Source organism: Bartonella sp. AC10YNML, assembly GCF_042196825.1.
GTDB lineage: Bacteria > Pseudomonadota > Alphaproteobacteria > Rhizobiales > Rhizobiaceae > Bartonella.
Genome location: NZ_JBHIRA010000093.1, coordinates 1 through 514, shown reverse-complemented (window position 1 = coordinate 514; position 514 = coordinate 1). Strand labels below are relative to the sequence as shown.

Here is a 514-nt window from a genome sequence, read left to right as displayed (position 1 = left end):
TTAGCAGAGATTGCGCGGTTGCAGCAGGAACAGCGGGAGATTGCAGCGCGATTGAAAGCCATGCGCGCAACGCCGGTGCAAATTAAAAGGGGGCAGCCATGAAGGAATGGTTTACTATTGCCGAATTGGCTGAGGCAGCTTTGCCAGGGTTGCCGAAAACATATAAAAGTCTTGAAAACCACGGACGGGCATATTGGAGAAAAAACTCTGAACTTGCGAGGAAAGTGGGAGGCAAAACGAAGCCGGTTTGGGAGTATCACATTTCCTTATTGCCGGAGGGGGCGCGGGCGGCATTGTTGGTGCGGTTTGGAGTGGGTGTTGATGTGAAACAAACGCAAGGGGAACAAAAGACAAGTATTTGGGTGCGTTATGAAGGGCTTTCCAAGGCGCATAAAAGGCGCTGTGAAGAGCGTTTGAAGGCACTTTGCTTTTGGGAAGATTTGCTTGTTTCTGGTATGGGTGTGCATGATGCGGCAAGTTTGAGTGCGGTGCAATTTGGTGTGAGCCGGATGTC

At 50.8% G+C, this 514-nt stretch carries 1 protein-coding gene; it reads left to right on the top strand.

Features of this window, described 5'->3' with window-relative positions; all coding sequences use genetic code 11:
* Positions 1 to 98: 98 nt before the first annotated feature.
* A partial coding sequence (locus ACFINA_RS09815) for a DNA-binding protein (RefSeq protein WP_375615545.1) occupies positions 99 to 514 on the top strand: 416 nt, incomplete at its 3' end.